This window comes from Sulfitobacter sp. HNIBRBA3233 (genome assembly GCF_040149665.1).
Lineage (GTDB): Bacteria > Pseudomonadota > Alphaproteobacteria > Rhodobacterales > Rhodobacteraceae > Sulfitobacter > Sulfitobacter marinivivus.
Window position 1 is genome coordinate 446,647 of sequence record NZ_JBEFLP010000002.1, and the last position, 20,112, is coordinate 466,758.

The window sequence follows — 20,112 nt, forward strand, 5'->3', positions numbered from 1 at the left end:
TTAACGTCTTGACGGGCGCGGCGACAAAGGCGCTCCTTGGGCATGGAAATCCTGCATATCACCCGCCCCGCGCCTCTGACCGGCCTCGATGAAATCCCGCTGCCCTCCGGCGATGCGCAGGCGGCGCTGTCGCTGGTCCGGCGCTGTCCGGTCTACGCCGAAACGCCGCTGGTCACCTCTGCCGCGATCGCGACAGAAGCCGGCGTTCAAGACGTCTGGATCAAGGACGAACGCGGCCGGATGGGATTGGGCAGCTTCAAGGCTCTCGGGGCGGCCTATGTCATCGCGGTGGACAAGGAACGCGGCGACGCAGGCGGGCGGACCTATGTGACGGCGAGTGCGGGCAATCACGGTCTGTCGGTCGCCGCAGGCGCCGCGGCCTTTGGCGCATCCTCTGTTGTCTATATCGCGCAGACCGTCCCCGAAGGGTTCGAAAGCCGGCTGTCGGCGCAGGGGGCCGAGGTCCGCCGCGCCGGTGACACCTACGAGGAGAGCCTGAAAGCCGCGGAGGACGCCGCGCGCGATAACGGCTGGGCGTTGCTGTCGGACGGATCGTGGCACGGCTATACCGAACGCCCGCATCGCCTGATGGAAGGCTATACCGTCCTGATGGCCGAGGCCATCGCGCAACTGCCGGACGCGCCGACGCATATCTTCCTGCAGGCCGGTGTAGGCGGGCTGGCCTGTGCCTGCGCGCGGATGGCGCGTCAGGCATGGGGAGATGGCCCGCGCATCATCGTGGTCGAACCCGACGCCGCCCCCGCGCTATACGGCTCGATCGACGCCGGCAGGGCGGTCGAGAGCGAGGGCCCCGTGTCCTCCATGGGGCGGCTCGATTGCAAGATGCCGTCACTGATCGCGCTCAAGGGTCTGGCCGAAGACGCGGATGCATTCGCGCTGGTGTCCGAGGCCGAGGGCGAGGCGGGGGCGGGCATGTGCATGGTGACCGGTTTGCAAAGCAGCCCGTCGGGGGCTGCGGGCATCGCCGCGCTGCTGGCGCTGTCGCCGGAGCAGCGCGCGGCGCTCGGCATCGATGCCGGGTCGCGCGTTCTGTGTGTGCTGAGCGAAGGCCCCGCATGATGCAACGCGGCTTCGATGTCGCCGAATACGAGGGCAGGCTTGCGCGCGCACAGACTGCCATGGCCCGCGCCGGTCTGTCCGCGATCCTGCTGACGCTCGAAGCCGACATCCGCTACTTCACCGGTTTTCTCACGCGGTTCTGGGAAAGCCCGACGCGGCCGTGGTTCCTGATCGTGCCCGCGCAGGGAAAACCCGTGGCCGTGATCCCCGCCATTGGTGCCGCCCTCATGGCGCAGACGTGGATCGACGATATCCGCACATGGCCCGCGCCCGAACCCGCCGACGATGGCGTGAGCCTTCTTGCCGACACCCTGAACGAAATCGCTGGCAAGGGCCGGATCGGAACGCCCATGGGGTTGGAAAGCCACCTGAGGATGCCGCTGGCAAGCTGGGCGTCGCTGCAGGCGCGGTTGCACGGACCGGTCGGCCCCGAGCACGGGCTCGTCGCAGGGCTGAGAGCCGTCAAATCCGCCGCCGAGATCGACAAGATCGCGCAGGCCTGTGCGATTGCCGGACGGGCCTTTGCGCGGGTCCCGCAGATCGCTGCGGCGGGCGTGCCGCTGTCGAAAGTCTTCCGCGATTTTCAGGGGCTGTGCCTGTCTGAAGGGGCCGATTGGGTTCCCTATCTCGCCGGGGCATCGGATGCGGGCGGCTATGCCGATGTGATCTCTCCCGCGCGGGACGCACCGCTGGCGCTGGGTGATGTCCTGATGCTCGATACCGGGTTGGTCTGGGACGGATATTTCAGCGACTTCGACCGCAACTTCAGCGTGGGCCCGCCCTCACGCGCGGTCGAAGCGGCGCACGCGCGTCTGATCGACGCCACGGATGCAGCCGCTGCCATCGCGCGTCCGGGAACCACGGCGGCCGAGCTTTACCACGCGCTCGACGCGGTGGTGACGGGCGGGCAAGGCGGGTCGGACGCGGGCAGGTTGGGGCATGGTGTGGGCATGCAACTTACCGAGGGTCTGTCGCTGATCCCGCAGGATCATACACCGCTGGAGCCCGGCATGGTCATCACGCTCGAGCCGGGCGTGGCCCTAGGCGCGGGCCGCACGATGGTGCACGAAGAAGTCATCGCCATCACCGAAGGGGCGCCGCGCTATCTGTCACCGCGCGCGGGGTCCGGGATCGTGCGCCTGTGAGCCGCTACCGCTATGACGCGGCACCGTCATCGGGTGCTGCGCCTCTGGGTCTGCTGGTGCTGCAGGTGGATGAAACCGTGGAAATGGACATGCGCCGCATGCTGCCCGCCGAACAGCCCTTTTACGTCAGCCGCGTTCCTTCCGGTGACGAGGTCACACCCGAAACTCTGAGAAAGATGAAGGGAGCGTTGACCGCTGCCGCGCAGCTTTTGCCGCAGGCCGAACAATACGCTGCCGTAGGGTATGCTTGCACCTCGGCCACCGGTGAAATCGGTGCGCAGGCGGTCGCCTCCATGGTGCGCGCCGGTGTGGCGACTGCGCGCGTGACCGATCCGTTGACCGCCTTGCGGGCGGCATGTGCTGCCTTGGGGGTGCGGCGGCTTGCGCTGCTGTCGCCCTACATCGCGCCGGTATCGGACAAGTTGCGCGCAGCCCTTGCTGCGGGCGGGATCGAGACGCCGCTTTTCGGCAGTTTCGAAGAACCGGTCGAACGCAACGTGGTGCGCATCAGCGAAACCTCGATCGAGTCGGCGGCGGTCGATCTGGTGGGCTCGGGCGGGGTCGATGCGCTGTTCCTGTCGTGCACGAACCTGCGGACCCTCCCGGTGATCGACCGGATCGAGGCGCGGACCGGCCTGCCGTGCCTGTCGAGCAATCAGGTTCTCGCATGGCACATGTGCGCGCGATCCCGCGTGCCCGGAACTCTGGGGCGTACGGGCGGGGGCGGGCAGACCGTCACCTGAAACACGGTCGCGCGCAGCGATTGCCGGGCGTTCTGCATCCACCCTCGCCATTCCGGCGCATTTGCGCGAACATGGCAGTCCATTCGGCCAGTGCCGGTTTCCGCAGATCCAGCCAACAGGACGTCCAGATGATCCTCTACAGTTGCAAGACAGCCCCGAACCCGCGCCGCGCGCGCATGTTTCTCGCAGAGAAAGGCGCGGAGATAGAGATCCGCGAAGTCGAGATCGCCAAGGGCGAGCAGTTGAGCGATGCGTTTCTAGAGGTCAATCCATTCGGCACGGTGCCCGCGCTGGTGACTGACGGGGGCACGCTGATCACCGAAAACGTCGCGATCGCGCACTACCTCGAAGAGATGTTTCCAGACAAGCCGCTGATGGGGCAGACCCCCGAAGAGCGGGCCGAGGTCCTGATGTGGAACGCCATCGCAGAGCTGCACGGGCTGCTGCCCGTGGGCGAGGCGTTCCGCAACAGCCATCCGGCGATGAAAGACCGCGCCATTCCCGGCCCCGACAACTACGCCCAGATCCCCGAGCTTGCCGAGCGCGGACATGCCCGCGCGCTGCGCTTTCTCGACCTTTTGGACGGGCGGTTGGCGGACCGTGAGTTCATCTGCGGTGACCGGTTCACGCTGGCGGATATTACCGCCTTTGTCGGCCTGTCGTTCGCGCGGGTGATCAAGATGTCCGTTCCGTCCGACAAAAAGGCAGTTGCCGACTGGTTCGCGCGTGTCGGCGAACGGGACAGCGCGCGGGCCTAGCTCGCCGCGTTTTCGCGCCCGGTCCCGAGCGGTTCAAGATCGCGCAACCCGGTCTGCGCCATGGCGATGGACAACTCTTCGGACAGCACCGACCAAAGCTGCCGGAGGCCCGCGTCACCCCCTGCCGCGATCGCGAATTGCAGGATCCGTCCGAAAAACACGAAATCCGCGCCCGCGTGGAACGCTTTCAGCACATCCTCGCCCGACCGCAGGCCGCTGTCGTAAAACAGGGGAAATCCGGGGCCGACCGCGCGGCGGATCTCCGGCAGCACGTCGATGGGGGCAGGTGCGCTTTCTAGCTGGCGCGCGCCGTGGCTGGAGACTTGCACCGCGTCAACGCCCGCGTCGCGCAGCGCCAGCGCGTCCAGCGCGTCCAGCACACCTTTCACGACCAGCTTGCCGGGCCATGCGTCACGCAATCGCGCCAGCGTCTCCCAGGTGGCGCGTGCGCGGCTTTCGGTGCGATCGAAGGCATAGCCCCGCATCCGGAAATTCGCCATCTGCGGTTTGCCCGCCAGCAGCGCCGCGATGGACCAGCGCGGGTGCAGGGCGAAATCCACGAACTGGCGCGGACCGATGCGGAACGGCATCTTGAAGCCGTGGCGCAATTCGCGCGGGCGGCGGCCGACCTCGGGCACATCGACTGTCAGGATCAGCGTCTCGTATCCGGCTGCCCGCGCGCGGTCGACCAGTTTGAACGTACCGCTGCCGTCGCCGCTGAAATAAAGCTGGAACCACGCGTGGCCCTCGGCCACTTCGATGATCCGCTCCATCGGTGTCGAGGCCACGGTGGAGACGCAATGCGGCACGCAGTGATCCGCCGCCAGCCGGGCCAGCATCAGATCCGCGCCCGGTGCGCTGAGATTGCACATGCCCATCGGGGCGATCCCGAAAGGGCGTTCGGTCGGCTGTGCCAAAACACGGCTGGCAAGGCTGCGACTGCTGACGTCCCGGAGGATACGGGGGCGTAGGGTAATCGCGTCGAGGGCTGCGCGGTTGCGCCGCGCGCCGCCCTCGCTTCCGGCGGCACCGTCGATGTAGTCAAAGATCATCCACGGCAACCGCCGCCGTGCGAGCCGCCGCGCATCCGCTGCCGAGTGGATCTGCGCGGCGGCTCCCATCCGCTACTCTGCCACCGCTTTCATGAAGCGGTCCTTGATGACCACGGGGTCCATGGTGATGACCGGCATCTTGGCGTTGCCGCTGTCGCATTTCACGACCATTACCGTGGCCTTGCCACCGTCGATGGCCGCCTGCAGGGCCGCGCCGGTGTCCTTGTCCTGCACCTCGACCACGTTATCGCAGCCCGCCGCGCGTGCCATGCCCGCCAGATCGGTTTTCTTGCCGGTATAGGTCGGCTGATCCCCGGTCGACCCGTAAGAGCCGTTGTCGATGATCATCAGGATGTAGTTCCCGGGGGCGTTGTTGCCGATGGTGGGCAGTGTGCCGAGGTTGGTCAGGACAGACCCGTCCCCGTCGATGGCGATTACCGTCTTGGGTTGCGCAAGGGCCAGCCCAAGCCCGATGGAGGACGACAGGCCCATCGTTCCCAGCATGTAGAAATTCGTCGGCTGGTCGTCGATGGCGTGCAATTCCTGGCTGGGGATACCGATGTTGCAGACGACAAGCTGGTCACGCAGGATCGGGGCGATTTCTTTCAGGATTTCGGAACGGATCATTGGTCGCCATAGCCTCCCCAGAAATTGGCGTCGGTCAGGATCGCCACGGGTTTGTTGCACATGAAGGTGTATTTCAGGATCATGTCGAACTCCTCGACATCCGACTGGCGGTGGAAGTGGTAGGTGGGGATGTTCATCTGCGCCAGCAGGGCCTTGGTGTGGACCGCCATCTCGACCTGACAGGCCACCGGTTCGCGCAATTCCCCGCGATAGGAAATCAGCATCGGCAGGGGCATCCGGTAGTACTGGATCAATGTCGCCAGCGTGTTGATCGTCACGCCGATGGCGGTGTTCTGCATGATGATGGCGGGACGTTTGCCGCCCATCCACGCGCCCGCGCACAGGCCCATTCCCTCGTCCTCCTTGTTGGAGGGGATATGGAAAATCTTCTCGTGCGCGTCGATCTCCTCGATCACACCGGCCAGCTGTTTGCAGGGGACGGTGGTGACGAAAGAGACATCGTTGGCAACAAGATCCTCCGTGATCTTCTTGTCGATGTTCATGCGGTTGGTGCCTTTCGGTAGGGGCGCGCGCGAACGCGCCGCGGGTTGGTGTCAGGAGGTGCGGTGGACGTGAACCGCGCAGGGCGCGTGGCGCACCACCCGCGCGGCGGTAGAGCCCAGCAGGTAGTCGCTGAACCCCGGTTTATGCGAGCCGATGACGATACAGTCGATGTTGTTCGCATCGGAATAGTCGATGATGCTGCGGTAGGTGTGGCCGCGGACGATATCGGTCACGACACCGTCCATCCCTTTGGTCTTCGCCTCCAGCTGGTTCTTGGCGGCGGCAAATGCTTCCTTGACCGCTTCGGGATCGAGATAGGCGGTCACCGATCCCTGCGGGGCCTCGTAGACATGCAGCGCGATCACCTCGCCGCCGTCGTCCACCAGCCGCTGCGCGATCTCCAGCGTGAACGGAGACACCCCGTGATCGAGCGCCATCGGAACAAGTATCTTTTTATACATCCGGTATCTCTCCTGTTTTTGCGGTGTCAGGCCCAAGGGTCCAGTATGATCTTGGGGGATGCGACACGCCCCTGCCGCAGGTCGCGGAATGCCTCTTGCCCCTGCGACAGCGGGCGCGGCTCGGTCCAGTCGAGCGGTCCGAGGCGGCCGTCGAAGATCGCCCCTGCGGTATCACGAAAATCCTGCGCGGTGTAGGTGTAGGTTCCCACAAAAGTGATCTCCTGAAGCGTCAGGCGCCGGATATCGAGGCCTCCCATATCCTCGCCCAGACCCACGTGGACGATCACGCCACCGGGCTCGGCCAGGGCCGATGCGGTGACCCGCGTTGCCTGAAAGCCCACTGCATCTAGGATCAGCGGATAGCTGCCTTGGGGTGTCACGACGGTCCGTTCGCCACAACAATCCGTCAGGAACGCGCGCCGCGCATCATTGGGTTCGGCCACCGTGATGTCCGGGACGCCCATGGCCCGCAGGGCAAGTGCGGCGGCCAGACCGATCGCACCACCGCCCAGCACCAGCGCGCGCCGCTCCATCGTGGGATGCAGCGCGGCAAGGCCCAGCTTGGCGGCGTGCCAGCTGACCGCCAGCGGCTCGGCCAGCGCGGCCATGGCCAGCGGGACACTCTCCGGAACCGCCACGAGGTTTACCTCCGGCATGGAGACGTATTGCGCGAACGCACCCTCGCGCGGGGGCATCGAGATGATCTGGCGGGACGGGCAGAGGTTCTCCCGGCCCGAGGCGCAGGCGGGGCAGGTGCCGCAGGTGACAAGCGGGTTGATCGTGACGCGTGCGCCGTCGCGCGGCCCGCCTTCGACGGTCCCGGCGGCCTCGTGCCCGAGGATCAGGGGCGCGGGGCGCCGTGCATCATGGCCAAGATAGGCGTGCATGTCCGATCCGCAGATGCCCACGGCCTCGATCCTGACCAGATGTTCACCCTGCGCGGGGACGGGGGCATCGACCTCGCGATAGCCCAGATCCTCGATGCCATCATAAACCAGCGCCTTCATTTCGCGGTGAACCCCCCGTCGACCATCAGCACCTGACCGGTGACATAAGAAGAGGCGTCCGAGCATAGAAACAGCACCGGCCCGTCGATATCGGCAAGCGTGCCGTTGCGCCCGATGCAGGTCTGCGCGGCGTTGCGGTCCGCGCGGTCGGGATCGTCGAAGACAGCAACAGTCAATTCTGTCGGGAAGAAACCGGGGCCGATGGCATTTGCCGTGATCCCGGCGGGCGACCACGCTTCGGCCATGGCGCGGGTCAGCTGGGCAATCCCGCCCTTGCTCGCCCCGTAGGCGATGCCACCCGGAAAGGCGCGCGTGGTCTGGAGCGATGCGAAATTGACGATGCGCCCCCAGCCCTTGGCCTTCATCGCCGGCACCAGTGCCTGCGACAGGAAAAACGGGGCCGACAGGTTGAGCGTGAGTGTCCTGTCCCAGCCTTCGGCGGTGACATCATCGGCTGCCTCGCGGGTGTTCACACCTGCGGCATGGACCACGATATCGGGCGGGCCAAAGGGGGCCGAGACGCGTTCGACCAGCGATCCGAGCGCACCGCGGTCCGCCACGTCCGCATCAACCGCAGCACCGTTCGGGCGGATCTCTGCGACAAGGCTGTCGAGCGCGTCGCGCCTGCGGGCAACGCCCACCACGCGCGCACCCGCGCCCGCCAGAACCAGCGCCGCGCGCCGCCCCAGCCCGGAACTGGCGCCGGTGACGCAGGCCACCTTTCCCGACAGATCGAACAGGGCGCGTGGGTCAGCCATCGGCGGTCAGGTCGAATGTCTCGTCGGGGAAGTATTTCGCCAGCCTCACGTCGGCAGCGCGGGCGTGGCCCTCCATTCCTTCGAGGCGGCTGATCCGCGCGGTGGCTTCGGCAACCGCTTTCGAGGCTTCGCGGCTGGTACGCTGCCATGTGACGATCTTCATGTATTTGTGGACACTCAGGCCGCCGGTATAGCTTGCCGCGCCCGAGGTTGGCAGCACGTGGTTGGTGCCCGTGGCCTTGTCGCCGTAAGAGACGGTTGTTTCCTCCCCCAGAAAGAGAGAGCCGTAGCAGGTCAGGCGTTCGAGCCACCAATCGAGGTCCTCGGCCTGCACGGTCAGATGCTCGGGTGCGTATGCGTCCGAACAGGCGGCCATGTCATCGCGGTCGGCGCATAGGATCACTTCGGCATAGTCGCGCCACGCGGCAAAGGCGTTCTCGCGGTTCAGATCGGGCAGGTCCGCGATCAGGTCTGGCACCAGATCCATCACCTTTTCCGCGAGCGCACGGTCATCGGTCACCAGCCAGACCGGAGAGTTGTATCCATGCTCTGCCTGGCTGACCAGATCGGTTGCGACGATATGGGCGTCCGCCGTCTTGTCGGCGAGGATCAGGCTGTCGGTGGGCCCCGCGATCATGTCGATGCCCACGCGGCCAAAGAGGATACGCTTGGCTTCGGCGACGAACTGGTTGCCGGGACCGACGAGGATATTCGCCTTGGGCAGACCGAAAAGACCGAATGTCATCGCGGCAACGCCCTGTACCCCACCCATGGCAAGGATCTTGTCCGCGCCACAGATATGCGCGGCATAGACGATCGCCGGTGCCACGCCGACATCGGGGCGGGGCGGCGAACAGGCGGTGATGTGTTTACACCCCGCAACCTTTGCAGTCGTGACCGTCATGATCGCGCTGGCGATGTGGCTGTAGCGCCCGCCGGGTACATAGCACCCAGCCGCATCCACAGGGATGACTTTCTGGCCCGCGAAAAAGCCCGGCGTGATCTCCATTTCCACATTCGTTGTCGTGCCTTTTTGCAGTTCAGCAAAGCGTTTCACGTTTTCATGGGCAAAGCGGATATCGGCCTTCAGCTTTTCGGGGACCTGCGCGATGGCCGCGTCGATCTCCTCCTGCGTCATCACGATGTTACCGGTGTAGCGGTCGAATTTCTCGGCGTATTCGCGCGCCTTGGCGTCGCCGCCTGCTTCGATATCGGCGAGGATGGTCTTGACGGTCTGATGCACCTCCGTGGCATCCGATTTCGCCGTGAGGGTCGCTTTTTTCAGGTAGTCGCGTGTCATGGTGTGAACCCTATTTGTAGATATCCGGGAGCAGCGTGGTCGACACTGCGGGAACGTAGGCAATCAGCAGCACGACGACGAACATGCACAAGACGAACGGCACGGCGCGGGCTGCGATCTTCAGGATGGACTCTCCGGTGATCCCCGAGACCACGAAGAGGTTGAGGCCGAGGGGCGGCGTGATGAACCCGACCCCCAGTGCGGTGATCATCATGATGCAGAACTGGATCTCGTTCATGCCGATGTTGTCGGCGAGCGGTTTCAGGATCGGGGCAAGGATCACGATGTTGGGCGTGGTTTCCATCACGCAGCCCGCCGCGATCAAAATGCCGATCATCAGCAGGATCAGCAGCCACGGTTCGTCCGTAAGGCCGGTGACCGAGGTCACGAAGCCCTGCGGCACACCCATGATCGCCAGCGCCTCGGCCAGCGGGGCAGAAAAGGCGATGATCGGCAGGATCACCCCGTTCACCTTGGCCGAGCTCAGCAGCATCGCGGGAAAATCGGCCAGTGACAGGGTGCGCAGGATAAAGCCCATGGCGATGGTCACGACGACAGCCGTGGCGCCGGCCTCGGTCGGGGTCAGACGGCCCGAGAAGATCCCGTAGAAGATGATGCCGGGCACGATAAAGGCGTACCACCCCGATTTCAGAGACTTGCCGAGGTTCGCCGCCCATTCGCCAAACGTCATCTGCCCGCCGCCCTCGTAGGCGTAGATGCGGTTGACGATCAGGTTGGTGATCAGGATCGCCAGCAGGATGGCAAGGCCGGGAATAAGGGCCGCCAGAAACAGGGTCGAGGCGGAGATGCCCAACACCAGACCGATGATGATATAGGCGATCGACGGCGGGATCAGGATGCCGGTACAGGCCCCCGCCGCCACAAGCGCGCAGGCGTAGGGCCGTGGATAACCCGATTCCACCAGCCGCGCGATGGTCATGCGCCCCACGGCGGCCGCCCCTGCCGCGTCCGACCCCGAGATCGCCGCGAACATGCCGCAGACCAGCACCGTGGCCGATCCGAAGCCGCCCTTGGTAAAACAGGTCAATGCCTCGGCCACGTCCAGAAACTTGCGGCTGAGCCCGGTGCGCACCAGAACGTCACCGGTCAGGATGAAAAGCGGCACAGCCGTCAGTGCGAAGGCGTCGATGCCCGAGAACAGGCTTTCGCCCACCAGCGACAGCGGCAGATCGCCCGACATGTAGAGCATGGTGATCGCGCCGACCCCGATGGCGGCCCAGACCGGCACGGCAAGTGCGATCAGCGCCACGAACATGATCACCGGCAGATAGAAATCCCAGCCCAGCTCGACTGTCTGATTGAGTTGGTTCCAAAGCATCCGTCAGCTCCTCAATCGAACAGCGTGTCGCCTTCGTACACGGGTTTTCCCGTCCGAAGGGCGTGGAGGTCGCGCAACAAGGATTGCAACAAGCGCCAGATGATAAGGGTAAAGCCCGCGGGCACAGCCATCAGGAACCAGACTTTGGAAATCCGCAGCCCGTCCGTGACCGACCCGAACTTGGCCGAGACATGAACCGCCTCATACGACCAGTAGAGCGCGATGACAGCGACGAAGAACATCACCAGATCCCCGAAGATATACAGCAGCGCCTTGGGCCGGGGAGGCAGGTAATGCATGATCACGTCGATGCGGATATGCGCGCGTTCGCGGATGGCGGCGGCGGCCCCGATCCACGCAAGGTAGATGAACGAATAGCGCACGATCTCTTCCCCCCAGATCGAGGAATAGGAGAAAAGCTCGCGGCGGATCACTTCGATCGCCATGGTGATGACGAGCATCACGTAGAATGTCAGAAGCAGCCAGCGTTCGGCGTTCTGGTCGATGCGGCGCAATAGATCCATATTTCCTTCCACCCAATGAGATCAGCGGATGCAGCGCCTCAAAGCGATGCACGAAAGCATGTCGTCCGGGGAGGGGACGCCGCAGGTGTGCCGCGTCCCCCGCAGACGCATCAGGCGTCGTGAACGAAATACTTGCCTTGGGTTCCTGCGGCTTCTTCCATCTTGGCGAAGGCGTCCATCGAACCGGCAAGCTCTGTCTTGAACTCGTCCCATTCGGGGCGCTGGTAGCCGCCCGCATCCTGCCATTCGGCAAGCTGGTCGTCGCTCAGGGTGTGGAATTCGACCCCCGCCTTGGACAATTCGGCCATGGCGTAGGCGCGGGCCGAGGGGACCTTGGCTAGGTTCTGGTGGGCTGTCATCTCGGACCCCCACATGATGCCCTCTTGTACGTCGGCTGGCATCGAGTTGAACCATTCGAGGTTGCACGAATAGACCTGACTGTCCGGAACCGCCTGCGTGAAGGTGACGTGGCTCAGGATGTCCTTGAAGCCGAACACATAGAGCGCGCCGACGGACGGATCGAGTGCATCCGCAACCCCCTGTTTGATCGCTGAAGGAGTCTCGCCCCATGCGACCGGCGTCGGGTTGGCGCCGACCATCCGGTAATACTGCTGGAGCATCTTGGAGCCCGGCACGCGGAATTTCACACCGCTGAGGTCCGAGGGGCTGAGGACGGCGCCGGCGCCGCCCTTGCGGACCGCGACGACGCGCGGATCGATGTTGACGTAGAACAGCGCCTTGAACCCTGCGGCCTCGACTTTCGGGTGCACTTCTGTGTTCCAGAACTCCGAGTTCACGAGGTTGGTGAACCGCTGGTTCGAGCCGCAAAGATACGGCATGTTGATCAGGTCCACGGTGGAGGCGAAGGGCGCGAAGTTCGACAGCGAATGCTGCGCGGCCTGGATCGTGCCGCCCTGGACTTTTTGCACCAGATTGCCGCCGGAGCCCAGTTGCCCGCCGGGGGCGAGTTTCACATATACCTTGCCGTTGGTGGCGTTCTGGATGTTTTCCTTCAGGTCCAGCTGCATGATCGGGTAGCTGCGCGAGGCCCCCAGCACATAGGCCGTTGCCACCGTCATGACATGCTCTGCCGCTTTCTCGCGGTCGCGTTCTTCATTCGCGGTCTGTGCTGCGGCTTCGGACGACCACAGAACGCCGGACGCGCCCGCAACCATCGCCGCGGTGAAACCGCCTGTGGCCGTCAGTTTCAGAAAATTCCGGCGCTCCGCCGACGCAAGTTCCTTGCGATCCTTGTCCATCCGTTTTCCTCCCGTTTGGATCTAACGGCCGCCTTTCTTGTTTTTTCGGTCGGCCTCTTTTTTCAGTATCGCCACGACGAACAAGATCGACGCGGCGAGAAGGACCAGCATCTCACCCACATCCCCAAGGAATGCGGCCCCCGCAAATGCGCCAAGGGCCACATTCGAAAAGTAGATGACGAATACAATGATCGATGCGGCAAGAAACATGCGGCGCTTTCCATAGCTGATCCTACGTCAACTGTAAGCGCTTACATTTGATTCGCGCAAGGACACTGATTTTCCCCATGCACTTTTGAAATTTCCGAATTAAAGTATTGGAATTATTGCAATCGGGGCCGAAACGGAATGTCTTCGCCACGCCAGATACCCACGCTCGAAGATGTGGCACGCGCCGCAGGCGTCTCTACCGCGACGGTTTCGCGGTGCCTCAACAGCACCGACAGCGTCTCGCAAAAGTCCCGCGAGAAGGTGATGAACGCGGTCGAGGATCTGGGATATACCCCCAACTTCGGCGCCCGCGTGATGGCGGCAAAACGCACGTTTACCATCGGTGCGATCATCCCGACGATGGACAACGCGATTTTCGCCCGCGGTCTGCAGGCCTTTCAGGAAGCGCTTCACGACAGGGGCTATACGCTGCTGGTGAGCAGCTCGTCCTACCGCCCCGACGTGGAGGCCGAGCAGATCAAGGCGCTGGTGGCGCGTGGCGCGGACGGTCTGCTGCTGATCGGATACGAGCGCGGCGCAGATATCTACTCCTATCTGGAGCGGCGCGGCGTTCCGACGCTGGTGTCTTGGGCGCTGTCTGCGGAGAAACCCCAACCCGCCATCGGGTTCGACAACCGCGCGTCGATGTATGCGCTGGCAGCAAAAGTGCTGGAGCTGGGGCACCGCCACATCGCGATGATCTCGGGGGTCATTGCGGGAAACGATCGCGCGGCGGGGCGTCTGCTGGGCATAACCGATGCGCTGAGAGCGGCGGGGCTGGACCCTGACGATCTGCACCGGATCGAAACCCCCTACGAGATTGAAAGCGGGGCAGAGGCCTTTGCGCGGTTGATGCAGGAAACACCGCGCCCCAGCGTTGTCATGTGTGGCAACGATGTTCTGGCGGTGGGGGCGTTGCAGCGCGCGCATGAAATGGGGCTGCGCGTGCCGCAGGATGTGTCGATCACCGGCTTCGACGATATCGAGATCGCGCGCATCGCCCGCCCCAAGCTGACGACGGTTCACGTGCCCCACCGCGAAATGGGCCGGATCGCCGCGGAAGAACTGATCGCGATGGTCGAGGGAAAGAGCGTGGGCGTGTCCCGCGCGCTCGAAAGCTCCCTGCGCATGCGCGACTCGCTCGGCCCGCCCCCTTCGGCCTAGGGCTGTTCCAACCCCTTGCGGAGCAGCGCATTTCTGAAAGGCCCGCGCCAGTTGCCGGTTTTACCTGCGCCGCATCCATTGCTATCATCGGCGCACGATAGATAGCAGCGACAGGCAGGAAGAGGCGACAGATGCACAAACGTCGACTTGGACGTGACGGGCCCGAAGTCGGGGCGGTCGGATATGGCGCGATGTCGTTCTCCGACATGTACGGGCCAACAAACACCGAAGAAAGCCACGCGATCCTCGATGCCTGCCGCGACCTCGGGGTGACGCATCTGGACACCGCGAATGTCTACGGGATGGGCAAATCCGAGAAGGCCATCGGCAGCTATCTTGCCGCGCACCCCGGCGCGCGCGACGAATTCGTCATCGCGACCAAGGCCACGATCACCCGCGACGCCGACGGCAACAGGTTTTTCGACAACACCGCAGAGCATCTGGAGGCGGAACTCGATGCGTCGCTGAAACGGCTCGGGGTGGATTGCGTCGATCTCTTTTACGCCCACCGCCGCGATCCGCGCCTGACACCGGAGGAAACGGCGGCGAACCTCGGCCGTCTGGTCGAAAAGGGCAAGACCCGTGCCATCGGTCTGTCCGAAATCGCCCCCAGCACCCTGCGCCGCGCGATGACCGCCTATCCGGTCGCGGCGGTCCAGTCCGAATATTCGCTGTCCACCCGCTTTCCCGATCTGGGGCTGGTCCAGACCTGCGCGGAGCTTGGCGTTGCGATGATTGCCTTTTCGCCGGTGGGCCGGTCGCTGCTGACCGACAATCCGATCCCGCCCGGGCGCATCCCCGATCTGCCGTTCCTTGCGCAGAACCCGCGCTTCATGGAGCCTAATCTGGCAGAAAACCTCGCGATTACGGATGGGTTCCGGGCCTTGGCGGCGGAGATGGGCACCTCTGCCGCGGCGCTGTCGATTGCGTGGCTTTTGTCGCGCGGCGATCACGTGATCCCGATACCGGGCTCGCGGTCTGTCACGCATTTTCGCGAATGTGCGGACGGTGCCGGGCTGACGCTCACGGAAGCGGACCTCGCGCGCATCGAAGCGGTCCTGCCGGTCGGCTGGGCGCATGGGGACAGATACTCCGAGGCCCAGTGGATCGGGCCCGAGCGCTATTGCTAGGCAGATTGCGCGGCGGCGCTGCGTCTAGAGAAAGATCGGCCAGAGCAGCAGTGCTGCGCCCGCCACCACACCGAGGGCGCGTTCCCACAGGCGCAGGGGCCGCATGAACCATCCGGTCATCGCGGAGGTGATCAAGAGGATCGCAAGCACCGCGAAGACGACGGCAACCGCGATTGCCCCCGCGCTTCCCTTGAGGATCAGCGCGGGGTTATAGGCGAAGGCAAAGGGCAATACGAAAGCGGGCCAGCCGAAACGCATCGCCGCCAGCGCCGTTGCAATCGGACCGGATCCTGCCAGCGATGCTGCCGCGAAGGCGGCGATGGCGACGGGCGGCGTCACCATGCTGAGCATTCCGAAATAGAGCACGAAGAGATGCGCGCCTGTCGGATCGACGCCCAGCCGAACGATTGCGGGCGCAACCAGAGCGGCCAGCAGGACATAGACCGCAACCGTGGGCATTCCCATGCCCAGCACGATCGAGATCGCGGCGGCAAGGACCAGCAGCAACAGCACCTGATCCGATGCAAAGCCGACAAGGTATGTGGTCAGCCCGAAGCCGAGGCCGGTTTCATTCAGAACACCGATCACGATGCCCGCGGCTGCGGTGATCACAAGGATCTGTGCCAAGGCATCGCCTGCGCCCGCCAGAGCACCGGCCAAGCGGTTCGGCCAGAGCCCCGCGCGGGCAGGGCGTATGAAAACTGCGACCAGCAGCAGGACGCCGCAGGCAGCCAGACCGGCAGTATCGGGTTGCCAGTTCAGCGCGAAAAGCCCCCAGATCAGCGCGACAAACGGCAGCGCATAGGCCCATCCGGCGCGCAACACCGGACCGGCGTCGGGGCGGTTCGATCTTTCCACGCCGCGGATGCCGTCGCGACCGGCGACCAGATCGACCTGAAGGAACAGCGCGAAATAGAACAGCAGCGCGGGCAGCAGGGCGGCCATCACCACGTCGCCGTAGGAGATATCAAGGAATTCAGCCATCAGGAACGCGGCGGCCCCCATCACCGGCGGGGTCAGCTGGCCGCCGGTCGAGGCCATCGCCTCTATCCCGCCCGCGGCGCTGGGCTTGAACCCTGCCCGGCGCATCAGCGGGATCGAGATCACGCCCGTCGTCGCCACATTCGACACCGCACTGCCCGAGATCGACCCGAAGAGCGCCGAAGCCACCAGTGCAATCTTTGCCGATCCGCCGCGAAACCCACCCATCGACGCGGTTGCGAGATCGGTAAAGAATTTCGCGCCGCCCAGATGCTCGAGCAGGCGGCCGAAAGCCACAAAAATCACCACGATTGTCGCGGCGATTTTCAAGGGCGTGCCCAGCATCCCGCCCGTATCAAGCGCCAGCTGCGCGGCCAGCCGTTCCGGGGCGACCGGCAACGCCTGAAACCGTCCCGGCAACGCGGCGCCCCACAGCCCGTAGGCCCCGAATGCAAGCACGACGATGGTGATCGGCCAGCCTGCCGCCCGCACCAGCGCCAGCATCACCGTCGCCAGCAGCGCCAGCGCGACAGGCAGGGCGGTGGAGGGGTTGATCGCCGCAGCCAGCGACAGGTCCGGATAGGCCCATGCCAGCCATGCACCACCCACGATGGCCACTGCCGCGAGGCCGAAATCGACCGCATCCCCGAAACGGCCGAACCGCCCCCAGGGCCGGGCGAGGAAGACATGCGCGGCAGCGCAGGCCAGAACCGCTGCCAGAAACTGTTCGGTATAGACGGCGAGCCTGAGTTCGCGGTGCAGACCCAGCGCCCACGCGCCCGCAAGGACAATCAGGATCAGCCCCAGAGCGCGCGACAGGGAACCGCGCAGACCCGCGCCGGATCGGGCCTGCTCTCGGTCGGAGGTGGGCGTTTGCTGGGTCTGGGTGCTGGTCACGCGAAACTCCATTCGGGATTAGCGCCCCCGCCACGCGACGCGATGCGCGTCGGGGCGGGGGAGGCGAAGAGGCGTTATTCGGACCAGATGCCGGCCTCGCGGTAGAAACGGATGGCACCGGGGTGGAATGTCGCCCCCTCGACCTGAGTGCTCATGGCCGCCGGATCGAAGCGGCGGAAGGACCCGTGCGTCTCGATCAGCGCCTCCTTGTTGGCGTGCAGGGCCTTTACCAGCTCATAGACCATATCCTCGTCGGCACCCGCGTGGGTCAGCAGCGTATACTGATAGCCGATCAGGTCGACAGGTTCGGTGATCTCGGGCAGCCGGTCCGACGGTTCGACCCGCCCGACGTAGGATCCCGGCAGGCTGGCCGCGACGGCAGCGGCCGCTTCTTCGCCCTCGATCACGGTGATGAAACGCACGGGCCGCTGGCTCATGGTCTGCTTGACGACGCCCGATCCGGGGGCAAGCATAACGCCCGCCACAGAGCCCTGCGCCAGCAGCTTGGCGCCTTCAACGAAATTGGGTACAGGCACGCCGTCCAGATCATCGGGGGCGACGCCCGCCGCTTCCAGCACCGCTTCCTGCATCACGCCCACCAGCCGCTGGCGCACGTAGCCTACGGGAAACGGTTGGCCCCTGAGATCCTCGAGAGAGTTGATGTCACTGTCGGCGGCCACCATGATCCCCACCTCGAAGGGCTGCAACATCGCGGCGACCCTGACTTCGGGATTGGCGGAGCCTTCGAAATTGCCGCTGCCCTGCGTCGCAAAGACCGCTTCGAACGCGTTGGATGTAGCGAAATCAATCGCTCCCTGGTTCAGCGCGGGGATATAGACGGACGATCCGCCCTGACCGACCGCGCGGACTTCGGTCTGGGTATTCTCGGTGGCGACCTGTGCGATGCCTGCGGCGATGGAGTATCCCAGCGATCCCTGCGGCAGGGTGCCGATGGCGACAGGCCCGTCCTGCGCGATGGCGGTGGTCGAGGTCAGCGCCAGTGCGGCGGCGGCGATCAGATGTTTCATATCGTGGTCTTCCTTTTTCCTGAGGTGTCCTGTGGTTGCGGTCTTCCGTTCTCTTCTTCTCCGTTTCAGCGGTCGGGGTCGCGCCTGTGCGGTTCGGTCAGCAGCTTGCAGGCGTATGCGCCGACCGTGCTGTCGGGTGTGCCAAGGTCATCGGCGATCTCGAAATGGTTGCGCCCGGCGACTTGCCGGCAGACGGTCAGCTTGCCCGCATGCGCCAGCGCTGCGCCGTAGGCTTCCGACTGGCGGCGAAATTCCGGCGACTCCTCCGAGCCATAGAAAAGGTGCACCGGCACGCGGGTTTCGGCAATCCTTCGAATGGGGCTGAGATCCCGTACCTCCTGCGCGTCAAGGTCGATATAGCTTCGCCGCGCGCTGAGCATCACGGGATGAAGGTCGTAGGATCCGCTGATGCACAGAACGGCGCGCAGGGCATCCGGGGGCAGCGCGTCTCCGAAGTCATGCGACGCCAGCAGCGCCGCCATATGCGCCCCGGATGAATGGCCCGATACCACGATGTCACGCGCCGTGCCGTTTTCCACCAACGTGCGGTAGGTCCAGACCAGCGCCCGCGCGATCTGGCCGAAGACATCGGGCATCCGCGTCTCCGGCAGCCGTCCGAATTCGGGCACCGCAAGGGGCATGTCGATGGCGTGCATGGCCGGCGCGATGAAACTGCAAGCTTCCTTTGACTGCCGCTGCCACGCCCCGCCGTGGACATGGAAATGCACGGATGGCCCCGGCGCGTCGAAGAGATCGATCCGCTCGTCGGCGGATTTGCCGTAGGCATGTTCGGCGTAGCGGTAGCGTGCCGTCCGGCTGTGCGCCCCGCGCGTGTCCCAGCCCTTGAGGATCGGGCCGATGTTATCCGCCCATTCCGTTTGGGTATAGGCACGGTCAAGCTCGGCCTGCGTATAGTCGAGGTAAACCTTTTCGGGTGCCGGTTCGGATCTCATATTCTGTTGAACGTCTCCTGTTTCCTCGCCCAGCAGACACCACCGAGGGGGCTTTCGGCCATTGCAAATCGGTGGCGCTGGTATAACAATTTGTAATGCAGCTAAATCACCGTGAACTTCGCGCCTTTCTTGCCATCGCCCGATCCGGGACGATCAACGCCGCCGCGCAGGCCGTCGGCATGACGCAACCCGCGCTCAGCCGCTCGCTCAAACGGCTGGAGGCGACCTTGCAGGCGCGGCTGTTCGACAGGCATCCCGGCGGGATGGCGCTGACCGAGTTCGGGCGTCTGGTCTTGCAGCACGCCGAACTGATGGAATTCGAGACGGCCCGCCTCACCGAAGAGATCCGCATGTTGAACGGGACCGCCACGGGGTTCGTGCGGGTGGGTATTGTGCCCAGTGCGATTTCCAGCCTGTTGCGGCAGGCGCTGTGCGACGTGTTCGAGGTCGCGCCGGATGTGCAGGTCCAGATCGTCGAAGGGGCGGGCAACCAGATGCTCGACGCGGTGGCCAATGGCCGCGTCGATTTCGCGGTGATCGGGCAGGTCCAGTCCGACATTCAGGACGGTGTCGTCACAACGCCTATCGGAAGCGAGGAAGTCTGCGTCGCCGCGCGCCCCGACCATCCCGTGTTTTCGCATCCCGCGCTGAGTTTTGCGGATCTTGCCGCCTACCGCTGGATCCTGCCGCGCAAGGGCAATGCGATCTGGATCGGGTTCAACAACATGTTCCGCAGTCAGGGGCTGGAGCCGCCCACACCCCATGTCGCGACCAACTCGGTCCACACGCTGAAAACGATCGTATCGCAGGACGATTATCTGACCATGATGTCACGGGTCATCTTCTCGCTCGAGGAACGCAATGGGCTGATCCTGCCGATCCCGCTGCGGCAGGCACACTGGCGGCGGGATATCCTGCTGGCGCGCCGCAGCCAGCGCAGCCTTCTGCCCGCCACCCGCCTGTTGCTCTCGGCCTTCGAAAAGCAGGCCCGCGCGGTGATCGCCGGTGCCGAAGGCGCGGTGCACCCGCCGTCTGCGTGACGCCCGCGCCTGATCTGGAGCCAACACCTCAAAGCCACTGGCAGGCTCAAGACGCCCCGCCCGGGCGTCGCCACTTCTACATGGCGTGGTTTCATCAAGGCGCTCGAGCTGTGCGGAGTCAAATATGTTGACTTGAATAAATAAGTTCGTAC

Annotated in this window: 21 protein-coding genes; 7 read left to right on the forward strand and 14 right to left on the reverse strand. The window is 64.7% G+C overall.

The window, feature by feature from the left end:
* Positions 1-42 precede the first annotated feature (42 nt).
* The 4 genes from ABMC89_RS15380 (at position 43) to ABMC89_RS15395 (ending at position 3,726) form a co-directional block, all read left to right on the forward strand.
* On the forward strand, positions 43-1,080 hold the full coding sequence (locus ABMC89_RS15380) for a pyridoxal-phosphate dependent enzyme (RefSeq protein ID WP_349569491.1): 1,038 nt from the start codon (positions 43-45) through the stop codon (positions 1,078-1,080).
* A complete protein-coding gene (locus ABMC89_RS15385; protein WP_349569717.1) occupies positions 1,080-2,225 on the forward strand; it encodes a M24 family metallopeptidase in 1,146 nt (381 codons plus the stop codon). Before ABMC89_RS15380 ends, ABMC89_RS15385 begins: the two co-directional genes overlap by 1 nt.
* Complete coding sequence (locus ABMC89_RS15390; protein WP_349569493.1) at positions 2,222-2,968, forward strand: maleate cis-trans isomerase family protein; 747 nt, start codon at positions 2,222-2,224, stop codon at positions 2,966-2,968. The genes ABMC89_RS15385 and ABMC89_RS15390 overlap by 4 nt, the downstream gene beginning before the upstream one ends.
* A gap of 128 nt (positions 2,969-3,096) precedes the next feature.
* Positions 3,097-3,726 carry a glutathione S-transferase family protein gene (locus ABMC89_RS15395; protein WP_349569495.1) on the forward strand — a complete coding sequence of 210 codons (630 nt, stop codon included), beginning with the start codon at positions 3,097-3,099 and terminating at the stop codon, positions 3,724-3,726.
* Here the strand turns inward: ABMC89_RS15395 and ABMC89_RS15400 are convergent.
* The 11 genes from ABMC89_RS15400 to ABMC89_RS15450 form a co-directional block, all read right to left on the reverse strand.
* The gene (locus ABMC89_RS15400) at positions 3,723-4,847 is read right to left on the reverse strand and encodes an alpha-hydroxy acid oxidase (RefSeq protein ID WP_349569497.1); all 1,125 of its coding nucleotides are present in this window, start codon (positions 4,845-4,847) and stop codon (positions 3,723-3,725) included. The two genes, ABMC89_RS15395 and ABMC89_RS15400, sit on opposite strands and share 4 nt — an antisense overlap.
* A gap of 3 nt (positions 4,848-4,850) precedes the next feature.
* A complete protein-coding gene (comE, locus tag ABMC89_RS15405) occupies positions 4,851-5,405 on the reverse strand; it encodes a sulfopyruvate decarboxylase subunit beta (protein ID WP_349569499.1) in 555 nt (184 codons plus the stop codon).
* Complete coding sequence (locus ABMC89_RS15410; protein WP_349569501.1) at positions 5,402-5,908, reverse strand: sulfopyruvate decarboxylase subunit alpha; 507 nt, start codon at positions 5,906-5,908, stop codon at positions 5,402-5,404. The genes comE and ABMC89_RS15410 overlap by 4 nt, the downstream gene beginning before the upstream one ends.
* Before the next feature lie 51 nt (positions 5,909-5,959).
* Complete coding sequence (locus ABMC89_RS15415; protein ID WP_349569504.1) at positions 5,960-6,370, reverse strand: universal stress protein; 411 nt, start codon at positions 6,368-6,370, stop codon at positions 5,960-5,962.
* Between the two features lie 26 nt (positions 6,371-6,396).
* Positions 6,397-7,377, reverse strand: coding sequence for an alcohol dehydrogenase catalytic domain-containing protein (locus ABMC89_RS15420; RefSeq protein ID WP_349569506.1), 981 nt, complete (start codon positions 7,375-7,377; stop codon positions 6,397-6,399).
* Positions 7,374-8,135 (reverse strand): SDR family NAD(P)-dependent oxidoreductase, encoded by a 762-nt coding sequence (locus tag ABMC89_RS15425; protein ID WP_349569509.1) that lies wholly within the window; start codon positions 8,133-8,135, stop codon positions 7,374-7,376. The genes ABMC89_RS15420 and ABMC89_RS15425 overlap by 4 nt, the downstream gene beginning before the upstream one ends.
* Positions 8,128-9,435 carry a histidinol dehydrogenase gene (gene hisD / locus ABMC89_RS15430; protein ID WP_349569511.1) on the reverse strand — a complete coding sequence of 436 codons (1,308 nt, stop codon included), beginning with the start codon at positions 9,433-9,435 and terminating at the stop codon, positions 8,128-8,130. Before hisD ends, ABMC89_RS15425 begins: the two co-directional genes overlap by 8 nt.
* Positions 9,436-9,445: 10 nt before the next feature.
* Positions 9,446-10,774 (reverse strand): TRAP transporter large permease, encoded by a 1,329-nt coding sequence (locus tag ABMC89_RS15435; protein WP_349569513.1) that lies wholly within the window; start codon positions 10,772-10,774, stop codon positions 9,446-9,448.
* Positions 10,775-10,785: 11 nt separating this feature from the next.
* Complete coding sequence (locus ABMC89_RS15440; protein WP_349569515.1) at positions 10,786-11,298, reverse strand: TRAP transporter small permease; 513 nt, start codon at positions 11,296-11,298, stop codon at positions 10,786-10,788.
* A 110-nt stretch (positions 11,299-11,408) separates the two neighbouring features.
* Positions 11,409-12,557 (reverse strand): TRAP transporter substrate-binding protein, encoded by a 1,149-nt coding sequence (locus tag ABMC89_RS15445; protein ID WP_349569517.1) that lies wholly within the window; start codon positions 12,555-12,557, stop codon positions 11,409-11,411.
* 21 nt (positions 12,558-12,578) lie between these two features.
* Positions 12,579-12,767 carry a hypothetical protein gene (locus tag ABMC89_RS15450; RefSeq protein ID WP_349569519.1) on the reverse strand — a complete coding sequence of 63 codons (189 nt, stop codon included), beginning with the start codon at positions 12,765-12,767 and terminating at the stop codon, positions 12,579-12,581.
* 138 nt (positions 12,768-12,905) lie between these two features.
* Between ABMC89_RS15450 and ABMC89_RS15455 the strand changes: the two genes are divergently transcribed.
* Positions 12,906-13,931, forward strand: coding sequence for a LacI family DNA-binding transcriptional regulator (locus ABMC89_RS15455; RefSeq protein WP_349569521.1), 1,026 nt, complete (start codon positions 12,906-12,908; stop codon positions 13,929-13,931).
* A 131-nt stretch (positions 13,932-14,062) separates the two neighbouring features.
* Positions 14,063-15,061, forward strand: coding sequence for an aldo/keto reductase (locus tag ABMC89_RS15460; protein ID WP_349569523.1), 999 nt, complete (start codon positions 14,063-14,065; stop codon positions 15,059-15,061).
* A gap of 24 nt (positions 15,062-15,085) precedes the next feature.
* Here the strand turns inward: ABMC89_RS15460 and ABMC89_RS15465 are convergent, their stop codons facing one another.
* From ABMC89_RS15465 to ABMC89_RS15475, 3 genes are all read right to left on the reverse strand, one after another.
* Positions 15,086-16,939, reverse strand: a complete 1,854-nt coding sequence (locus ABMC89_RS15465; protein WP_349569525.1) for a TRAP transporter permease — start codon at positions 16,937-16,939, stop codon at positions 15,086-15,088.
* A 74-nt stretch (positions 16,940-17,013) separates the two neighbouring features.
* Positions 17,014-17,967 carry a TAXI family TRAP transporter solute-binding subunit gene (locus ABMC89_RS15470; protein WP_349569527.1) on the reverse strand — a complete coding sequence of 318 codons (954 nt, stop codon included), beginning with the start codon at positions 17,965-17,967 and terminating at the stop codon, positions 17,014-17,016.
* 65 nt (positions 17,968-18,032) lie between these two features.
* Entirely contained in the window at positions 18,033-18,920 is an 888-nt protein-coding gene (locus tag ABMC89_RS15475; protein WP_349569529.1) for an alpha/beta hydrolase, read from the reverse strand.
* A 95-nt stretch (positions 18,921-19,015) separates the two neighbouring features.
* On the opposite strand from ABMC89_RS15475, the gene ABMC89_RS15480 reads away from it, so the two are divergent.
* Positions 19,016-19,960, forward strand: a complete 945-nt coding sequence (locus tag ABMC89_RS15480) for a LysR family transcriptional regulator (RefSeq protein ID WP_349569531.1) — start codon at positions 19,016-19,018, stop codon at positions 19,958-19,960.
* Positions 19,961-20,112 lie beyond the last annotated feature (152 nt).

Excerpts from the sequence above, each read along its gene's own strand:
- ABMC89_RS15435 (WP_349569513.1), bottom strand. The coding sequence starts at position 10,774 with ATGCTTTGGAACCAACTCAATCAGACAGTCGAGCTGGGCTGGGATTTC.
- comE (WP_349569499.1), bottom strand. The coding sequence starts at position 5,405 with ATGATCCGTTCCGAAATCCTGAAAGAAATCGCCCCGATCCTGCGTGAC.
- ABMC89_RS15460 (WP_349569523.1), top strand. The coding sequence starts at position 14,063 with ATGCACAAACGTCGACTTGGACGTGACGGGCCCGAAGTCGGGGCGGTC.
- ABMC89_RS15420 (WP_349569506.1), bottom strand. The coding sequence starts at position 7,377 with ATGAAGGCGCTGGTTTATGATGGCATCGAGGATCTGGGCTATCGCGAG.
- ABMC89_RS15410 (WP_349569501.1), bottom strand. The coding sequence starts at position 5,908 with ATGAACATCGACAAGAAGATCACGGAGGATCTTGTTGCCAACGATGTC.
- ABMC89_RS15480 (WP_349569531.1), top strand. The coding sequence starts at position 19,016 with ATGCAGCTAAATCACCGTGAACTTCGCGCCTTTCTTGCCATCGCCCGA.
- ABMC89_RS15440 (WP_349569515.1), bottom strand. The coding sequence starts at position 11,298 with ATGGATCTATTGCGCCGCATCGACCAGAACGCCGAACGCTGGCTGCTT.
- ABMC89_RS15455 (WP_349569521.1), top strand. The coding sequence starts at position 12,906 with ATGTCTTCGCCACGCCAGATACCCACGCTCGAAGATGTGGCACGCGCC.
- ABMC89_RS15475 (WP_349569529.1), bottom strand. The coding sequence starts at position 18,920 with ATGAGATCCGAACCGGCACCCGAAAAGGTTTACCTCGACTATACGCAG.
- ABMC89_RS15400 (WP_349569497.1), bottom strand. The coding sequence starts at position 4,847 with ATGGGAGCCGCCGCGCAGATCCACTCGGCAGCGGATGCGCGGCGGCTC.
- ABMC89_RS15385 (WP_349569717.1), top strand. The coding sequence starts at position 1,080 with ATGCAACGCGGCTTCGATGTCGCCGAATACGAGGGCAGGCTTGCGCGC.
- ABMC89_RS15425 (WP_349569509.1), bottom strand. The coding sequence starts at position 8,135 with ATGGCTGACCCACGCGCCCTGTTCGATCTGTCGGGAAAGGTGGCCTGC.
- ABMC89_RS15450 (WP_349569519.1), bottom strand. The coding sequence starts at position 12,767 with ATGTTTCTTGCCGCATCGATCATTGTATTCGTCATCTACTTTTCGAAT.
- hisD (WP_349569511.1), bottom strand. The coding sequence starts at position 9,435 with ATGACACGCGACTACCTGAAAAAAGCGACCCTCACGGCGAAATCGGAT.
- ABMC89_RS15470 (WP_349569527.1), bottom strand. The coding sequence starts at position 17,967 with ATGAAACATCTGATCGCCGCCGCCGCACTGGCGCTGACCTCGACCACC.
- ABMC89_RS15380 (WP_349569491.1), top strand. The coding sequence starts at position 43 with ATGGAAATCCTGCATATCACCCGCCCCGCGCCTCTGACCGGCCTCGAT.
- ABMC89_RS15445 (WP_349569517.1), bottom strand. The coding sequence starts at position 12,557 with ATGGACAAGGATCGCAAGGAACTTGCGTCGGCGGAGCGCCGGAATTTT.
- ABMC89_RS15395 (WP_349569495.1), top strand. The coding sequence starts at position 3,097 with ATGATCCTCTACAGTTGCAAGACAGCCCCGAACCCGCGCCGCGCGCGC.
- ABMC89_RS15415 (WP_349569504.1), bottom strand. The coding sequence starts at position 6,370 with ATGTATAAAAAGATACTTGTTCCGATGGCGCTCGATCACGGGGTGTCT.